A 7244-nucleotide genomic window follows, 5' to 3' on the forward strand; every position below is an offset into this window, starting at 1 on the left:
GCCCTGGGCGGGGCTGCCGCCCGCGCCGCCGCCGGTGCGCTGGAAAAGCTGCCCGTGGCCAAGGTGACCAACCTGGCCCGCGCCCTGGATGAAGCCGATGAGGCGGGCTACACCATCTATGCGGCGGGTGGGGCCGCGCCGGACACGGACGGCAAGCCCGGCAGCGGGCCGCGCAACCCGTTCACCGAACCGCTGCGCACCCCCGCCGTGCTGGTGCTGGGCAACGAGGATACCGGCATCCGGCCCAACGTGGCCAAACGCTGCCACTTCACCCTGTCCATTCCCATGGCCCGCGACTTCGATTCGCTGAACGTGGCCCAGGCCGGGGCCATCCTGGTGGGGTGCTTCGCGGCGCGCCGCCAGAAGGGGTAGCCTCCGCGCCGCCCCGCGCGCACCCACGGCATCCCAGTCCAACGCACAAAGGCTCCCGCCCCTCCAAAGGAAGGGCGGGAGCCTTTTCGTTGCAGCGCAACCGCCGCCCGGCGGGGCGGCAGGAACAGGCACGTCTACCTGATGTAATTGGGAATATTCAGAAAAACATCCCGCGTGTAGGTGATCATCTTGTCCATGATCCACGGAAACGAGATGAGCAGCGCAAGAAAGATGGAGACGATCTTGGGGATGAACGACAACGTCATCTCCTGAATCTGGGTGGCGGCCTGGATGATGCTGACCACCACGCCCACCACCAGCCCCACGCCCAGCATGGGCAGGGAGATGAGCAGGGCGATTTCGATGGACTGGCGCGCGAAGGCAATGACCATTTCCGGCGTCATGCGATGTACCTCTTCAGACCGCGAAACTGTTGACCAACGACCCCACCAGCAGCGCCCACCCGTCCACCATGACGAAGAGCAGCAGCTTGAAGGGCATGGAAACCATCATGGGCGGCAGCATCATCATGCCCATGGCCAGCAGGATGCTGGAAACCACCATGTCCAGCACCAGGAACGGGATGTAGATCAGGAAGCCGATGGTGAACCCGGTCTTCAGCTCGCTGATGACGTAGGCTGCGGCCAGCATCACCGTGGGCACCTCTTCCTTGGTGCGCGGCTGTTCCATCTTGGTGATGGCGTAGAAGATCGACAGGTCCTTCTCGCGGGTGTGCTTGAACATGAACGTGCGCAACGGCGCCTGGGCCTTGTCCAGCGCCTCGTTGAAGCCGATGCGCTCCTCGAGGTACGGCTGCAGGGCGGTGTCGTTGATCTGCTTGCCCACGGGCATCATGATCACCACCGTCATGAAAATGGCAAGGCTGGCCAGCACCTGCGAAGGCGGCAACTGCTGCACGCCCAGCGCCTGGCGGATGAAGTGGAAGACGATGATGATGCGGGTGAAGCTGGTCACGGTAAGCATGATGGCCGGGGCCAGCGACAGCACCGTGAGCATGAACAGGATTTCGAGCAGCAGCGAAACCTTTTCCGGCTCGGTCTGGCCCGCGCCAAGGGTAAGCTGCATGGTGGGCATGACCAGGTCCTGCGCGGCATGAGCCTGCCCGCTGCCCAGAAACAGCAGGGGGAGCAACAGCGCGGTGACCAGGGAAAGCAGGCGGCAGACGGAGGCGGGGCGGGTGATGCCGGGCAGTTGGGGACTGCCGGGCAGGGCCGTGTGGCCCACGGACAGGTGGCAGGGAGCCGGGGCAAGGGGACGGACGGCTGCCGGACTGGTGATGCCCTGACGGATGGCGCCTGGCATGACGTCTGGCGTGCTGTCCGGCGTAATGGCCCGGGCGGGGTCCGCCGTCAGGCCGGTGACGCCCCGGCGGGCGGATGCCGGGGCGGAATTGACGACGGGTGCGTCAGTTTCCCGAAGCTGCACGCCCCTTGCCGAGGGCACGCCCCAGCACCGAGGAGAAGCCGCCGGAGCCGCGCCCGCCGGGCTGATCGGAAAGGCTTCCGGCGTCGGAAGTTGCGTCGTCGCTGCCGTGCTCATGGTCAAGGTCCTGCTCCGTGAGTAGCGTTATCTGCTGGTCGGTGACGCCCAGCAGCAATCGCTTGTTCAAGAAGCGTACCACCATGAGCCCCTTGCGCGGGCCAATGGGCAACTGCGCCTCCAGGCGCAGATCGTCGCGCGAAAAGCCCCCCGCACCCGGCACGGCGCGGAACAGCCCACCGTGACGGCGCACGGCCCACAGGGCCAGCCACAGCAGCCCCACCAGCAGGAACAGCACGCCCACGGCCTGAATGTACCCGCTCCACGAAAAGGCGGGAACGGCGGCTGCCGCAAGGCCGTCTGCGGTGCCCATGGCGGTGCCCGCCGTGGTTCCGACGGTAGCGTTGGCCGTGGCCATGGTGGCATTCACTGCGTTGGCGGCGCTGGCCGCCACCTGACCTGCGGCATGGGGCAGGGACTGGACCGCATCGCCCATGGTGGCGTTGGCGGAAATGGCGGCGCGCACGGCGCCCTCCGTCTGGGCCGAAGCCTGCGCGGCCATGTCGGCGGCGGCACCCGCTGCGGATTCCGTGGCGTTAAGCAAGCTGCTTCACCCGTTCGATGGGGCTGATGATGTCGGTCAGGCGCACGCCGAATTTTTCGTTGATGACCACGGCCTCGCCGCGCGCCACCAGCTTGCCGTTGACGTAGACTTCCAGCGGTTCACCGGCCAGCTTGTTCAGTTCGATGACCGAACCCTGCCCCAGCTGAAGCAGTTCGTTGATCAGCAGACGGGTGCGGCCCAGTTCCGCCGACACGTCCAGCGGAATGTCCAGGATGAAGTCCAGTTCGCGCCGCCCGCTGTCGGGCCGGGGTGACTTGGCCTCTTCCGTCAAATCCTTGAACTTCGCCTCGCGCGCGGCAGAGGCGAAGAAGCCCTGTTCCTTTTCCTTCTTCAACTGGGTCTGCTCTTCGCTGGCCAGGGCCTTGGCCCATTCCTCGGCCAGGCGGGCGTCGTCCTCGCCGCCCCCGGCGGCGGCACCGGACGCGGCCTTGTCGCCGCCGTCCTCGTCGTCCTCTCCTTCCAGGGCGGCAGCCCACTGGGCCGCCAGCAGATCCTGATCGACATCCTTGCCGTCACTCATGGGTATTCCTCTTGCGCGAATCGCGCCTACTGGATGACCATTTCGGTAATGTACACCCGCAGCACCTTGGGGCCGCCCAGAATCTGATTCAGGCGGTCGGCCACCTCGTTCTTGAGCTGGAGCTTGCTTTCGATGGGGGCGAGGTCCGCGTACGACTTGCTGGACAGCAGCAGGATGACCGCGTCGCGCACCTTGGCCGACTGGCCTTCCAGTTCCTTGACCGTGGCGTCGGAGCCCACCTCCACTTCCATGGTCAGCTTGAGGTAGCGGCGGCCCGTGGGGTCGGCCAGGTTGACCAGAAATGTCGGAAGCTTGGCAACCTTGGCGTTGCGGGCCGGGGCCTCGGCGCCCTTGGCGTCGGCCTTGCCCTCGGTCTTGGCCGACTCGGCCCCGCCCTCGGCACCCTGCGCGGCGGGCCGCATGACGAACCACCAGTACGCCCCGCCACCGCCGCCGCCAGCCAGCAACAGCAGCAACAGGATGAGGATGATCCACTTCAGCTTGCCGGATTTCTTCTTTGGGGGTGCGGCTTCTTCCGCCACTGCGCTCGCTCCTTGGGACAGCTGGACATTGCGGCGGGCAGGTCGCCCGCCGGACCGCGCATGCGGCCCCTACTGATATCCGCCGAGTCTCGGCGTGGTCTTTACCAGAATTTCCACCCGGCGGTTGCGGTCCGGGTCGTTTGCCCCAACGGCCGCGCCCGGGCCGTCAGCCTCGTCCGACACGCCCGGAGCACCGGGCGCGGGTGGCTGCCCCGCCAGGGAAGGCCGGTCCGGGCCATACCCCGCGACGGAAAACCGGGCCGGGTCAAGTCTTCTTTGCACAAAATATTCCAAAACCGTCAACGCACGCCGCCCGGCCAACTCGTATCCGGCAGCATCACCCGCCCCGCCCGTTGCAGGGGCATCGCCCGATGCGGGCGTTCCCTCGGTGCGCGGGTCGCTGTGCCCGGCAATGGCCACGTCGGCGGTGACGTATTCCAGCACTTCGGCCAGCATGCCCAGCAGGGGGCGCGCCACTTCGCGCAGCTGCCACTGGCCGGGGGCGAACAGCAGGTCGTCGGTCAGGGCCAGCACCACGCCCTCCGGATGTTCCAGTATCCGCAGGTTCTTGTCCAGTGTACTTCGGTCGATGCCGGGGGGCAACTCGGCGCCGGGGAACAGCAGTTCCTTGATCTCGCGCTGGTGGGCAAACACCTGCGCGGGCCGCGCCAGCAGCGGCTCCAACAGCCGGATGCGCTCCGGCACCGTGCCGGTGACGCCCGCAGCCTGCTCGCCCGCCTCACCGAAATGGCTGCCGATGCGCGACAGGGTCACCCGGTTCATGGACGACATGGACAGCAGCAACACGAAAAAGGTCAGCAGCAGGGTTACCAGGTCGGAATAGGTCAGCAGCCACGGCTGGCGGGGCTTGTCCTCTGTCGGGGCGCGAAGCGGACGGCGCGCGGGGCCGTGCGTGTGCGGGGGCACATGGGAAGGAGGGGTGTCGGCCATCTCAGTTCCCTCCCCCACTCGAATTGGCCCCCTGGCCAGCCTCCTGACCAGCCCCCTGATCGGAACCCGGACCGGAGCCAGCGCCTGAACCCGCCCCGCTTCCCGCGCCGCCGGGCATGGCGAAGTCGAACCGGAACCCCTTGTACTGGAAGGTTTCGCGCACGGGGGCGCCCTCCTTCAGCGATTCCATGCGACGCGCCCATTCGGCGTTGCGCCGGTCGAGCACGATGTCCACGCGCCGGTTGGCGCGGCGCCCTTCGGGGGTCAGGTTGTCGAAGCGGGGACGCGTGTCGCCGTGGGCTTCCATGAGCATGCGGCCACGCGGCACGCCAAGGTCGGCCAGCCTGCGGTACACCGCCGTGGCCCGGCCCAGCGAAAGCCGCCACGGTGTGGGCAGCGAACGATCATCGCCGCGCAGCCGGAACAGGATGCCCTCTTCGTCGCGGGCGGGCGCAGCGTGCCCGGCAATCAGCACCGGGTGTTCCACCCCGCGCAGCACCGGGGCGACGCGCGCCAGCAGGGCCGCGCCGCGTTCGGTCAGCTCCGTCGAGCCGGAGCGGAACAGCACCTCGTCGTTGATGGAAAAAATCTGGATGTAGCCATTTTCCTGATAGTTGATGTCGCGCTCGGCATCTTCCCACAGCATGTCGCGCAAGGGGGTCAGGTCGCGGCCACGCGGGGGCGCATCACCCTGTGGGACAATGCCCGGCACGGGGCGGCCGTCCGCCGGTTCGCGCAGGTTGGCGGTGCCCTGCTCCTGCCCGAAGCTGCCCGCCACCGACCCCACGGCCATGACCCTGCGGCGCTCGTCGATGACCGAAATGGCCACCAGCAGCACGAAAAAGGTCAGCAGCAGGGTCATCAGGTCGGAATACGTGATGAGCCACGGCGGCTGGGTGCTGCCTGCGGGCTGCGGTTTCCGCCTGTTGCGCGCCATGGTCCGTGCTCCGTACACGTGCGGGGAGGGATGGGGGTAGCTTGGGGCCTGCCTGTGCCGCCGGATGTCGCCCTAATTCGTGCGTCGCTCGCGCGGCGGCTGATAGCAGCTCAGCTTTTCCAGGATGATGCGCGGGTTTTCGCCCCGGGCAATGGCCAGGATGCCTTCCAGCTGCATTTCCATCAGCTGCACCTCTTCCTTGCTGCGGTGGCGCAGTTTGCCCGCCAGCGGCAGGAAGACCAGGTTGGCCAGCACCACCCCGTAGAAGGTGGTGATGAGCGCCACGGCCATGGCCGGGCCGATGGACGAGGGGTCGTTCATGGAACGCAGCATCTGCACCAGGCCGATGAGCGTGCCCACCAGGCCCAGCGCCGGGGCGTACGAGGCCAGCGCGTTGAAGATGTCCACCCCCATGGAGTGGCGCGTCTCCAGCGCGGCGATCTCGCTTTCCATGATCTCGCGGATGGCGTCGGGCTCCAGCCCGTCGATGGTCAGTTGCAGCCCCTTGCGCAGAAAGGGGTCGTCCAGGTTGCGCACGGCGGGTTCCAGCGACAGCAGGCCCTCTCGCCGGGCGCGGTGGGCGAATTCCATGAACTGGTCGATGACCAGATCGATGCGGTGCAGCCGGGTGGCGAAGGCCTTGCGGGTGATGGACAGCACGCGCAGGGCAACAGGCAGGGGATAATGCACCAGCACGGCCCCCAGGGTGCCGCCCAGCACGATGAGCAGGGCCGCCGAATCCACGAAGAACAGCGGATTGCCACCCATGGACAGCGCCGTGCCGATGAGCCCGAACGAGATGAGGATGCCGAGTACGGTTGCCAGATCCATGCGGTACCCCTGCTGCGTGCGCGGGCGGTTGGTGCGTGCCCCGTGTGTGGCGGGCGTTTCGGGCGATCGGGACAGTCCGGCGAGACAGTCCGGGCGGATGTGACTGACTCACCCCCCAGCGATCAAAGGGGAACGGTCGCCGGGCGTTTGCCAGAGAGTCGGGGGTGCAGGGGGCATGGCCCCTGCCCGCCGGAGGCGTGCAAAAAAGCGCCCTGCCCGCTCCTTGACCGCCACCTCATCTGCCCACCACCCCTACGGCCCTTGCTCTCCACTATCCCCTGACTGGTCGCGGGCCGAAGATGTCCGTCCCCACCCGCACGATGGTGGCCCCTTCGGCCACGGCCACTTCCACGTCGTGCGACATGCCCATGGACAGGTGCGGCAGGGGCAGGCCCACGCGGGCGGACAGCCCATCGCGCAGTTCGCGCAGCCGGGCAAAGTACGGGCGCGAGGCCTCGCCGTCGTCGAAAATGGGCGGCATGCACATCAGCCCCAGCAGGCGCAGGCGCGGCAGGGCCAGCACGGCGTCCGCCAGGGCGGGCAGGTCATCCGGGTCCACCCCGGATTTCTGCTCTTCGTCGCCGATGTTCACCTGCAACAAGATGTCCTGGCTGGGCGCGGCGCCCCCGGCCCCCTGCGCGGGCAGGCTGGCCAGGCGCTGGTCCAGCTTGCGGGCCAGGGTTTCCGAATCCACGGTGTGCAGCAGCGCAAAGCGCCCCACCACGTCCTTGGCCTTGTTGCTTTGCAGGTGGCCGATGAAATGCCAGCGCGGGGCCGCATCCGGACCCATGCCCGTCATATCGGCAACTTCGGTCTGTTTCCGTAGTGCTTCCTGCACATAATTCTCGCCAAAATCACGCTGCCCTGCAGCGGCCAGCGCAGCCACGCTGGCGGCGGGGTGGTATTTGGACACGGCCACCAGGGTCACCCCGGCGGGGTCGCGCCCGGCGGCGCGGGCGGCGCCAT

Annotated in this window: 10 protein-coding genes; 1 reads left to right on the forward strand and 9 read right to left on the reverse strand. The window is 67.7% G+C overall.

Features of this window, described 5'->3' with window-relative positions:
- A partial coding sequence (locus FVW27_RS03685; RefSeq protein ID WP_167122834.1) for an RNA methyltransferase occupies nucleotides 1-372 on the forward strand: 372 nt, incomplete at its 5' end.
- Nucleotides 373-506: 134 nt separating this feature from the next.
- On the opposite strand, the gene fliQ is transcribed toward FVW27_RS03685, so the two are convergent.
- From fliQ to FVW27_RS03730, 9 genes are all read right to left on the reverse strand, one after another.
- Nucleotides 507-776 carry a flagellar biosynthesis protein FliQ gene (gene fliQ / locus FVW27_RS03690; protein ID WP_167122836.1) on the reverse strand — a complete coding sequence of 90 codons (270 nt, stop codon included), beginning with the start codon at nucleotides 774-776 and terminating at the stop codon, nucleotides 507-509.
- Nucleotides 777-789: 13 nt separating this feature from the next.
- Nucleotides 790-1467, reverse strand: coding sequence for a flagellar type III secretion system pore protein FliP (gene fliP, locus FVW27_RS03695; RefSeq protein WP_208294612.1), 678 nt, complete (start codon nucleotides 1465-1467; stop codon nucleotides 790-792).
- 331 nt (nucleotides 1468-1798) lie between these two features.
- Nucleotides 1799-2476 (reverse strand): flagellar biosynthetic protein FliO, encoded by a 678-nt coding sequence (gene fliO / locus FVW27_RS03700; protein WP_208294611.1) that lies wholly within the window; start codon nucleotides 2474-2476, stop codon nucleotides 1799-1801.
- Nucleotides 2469-3017, reverse strand: a complete 549-nt coding sequence (fliN, locus tag FVW27_RS03705) for a flagellar motor switch protein FliN (protein ID WP_167122838.1) — start codon at nucleotides 3015-3017, stop codon at nucleotides 2469-2471. Before fliN ends, fliO begins: the two co-directional genes overlap by 8 nt.
- 26 nt (nucleotides 3018-3043) lie before the next feature.
- A complete protein-coding gene (locus FVW27_RS03710) occupies nucleotides 3044-3559 on the reverse strand; it encodes a flagellar basal body-associated FliL family protein (RefSeq protein ID WP_167122840.1) in 516 nt (171 codons plus the stop codon).
- A gap of 69 nt (nucleotides 3560-3628) precedes the next feature.
- On the reverse strand, nucleotides 3629-4510 hold the full coding sequence (locus tag FVW27_RS03715) for an OmpA/MotB family protein (RefSeq protein ID WP_167122842.1): 882 nt from the start codon (nucleotides 4508-4510) through the stop codon (nucleotides 3629-3631).
- Between the two features lies 1 nt (nucleotide 4511).
- On the reverse strand, nucleotides 4512-5447 hold the full coding sequence (locus tag FVW27_RS03720) for an OmpA/MotB family protein (RefSeq protein ID WP_167122844.1): 936 nt from the start codon (nucleotides 5445-5447) through the stop codon (nucleotides 4512-4514).
- 72 nt (nucleotides 5448-5519) lie between these two features.
- Nucleotides 5520-6278, reverse strand: coding sequence for a motility protein A (locus FVW27_RS03725; protein WP_167122846.1), 759 nt, complete (start codon nucleotides 6276-6278; stop codon nucleotides 5520-5522).
- A gap of 271 nt (nucleotides 6279-6549) precedes the next feature.
- Nucleotides 6550-7244, reverse strand: a 695-nt coding sequence (locus FVW27_RS03730; protein WP_167122848.1) for a YggS family pyridoxal phosphate-dependent enzyme, incomplete at its 5' end; no start/stop codon positions are given.

Source organism: Nitratidesulfovibrio liaohensis (assembly GCF_011682075.1).
Taxonomy (GTDB): domain Bacteria; phylum Desulfobacterota; class Desulfovibrionia; order Desulfovibrionales; family Desulfovibrionaceae; genus Cupidesulfovibrio; species Cupidesulfovibrio liaohensis.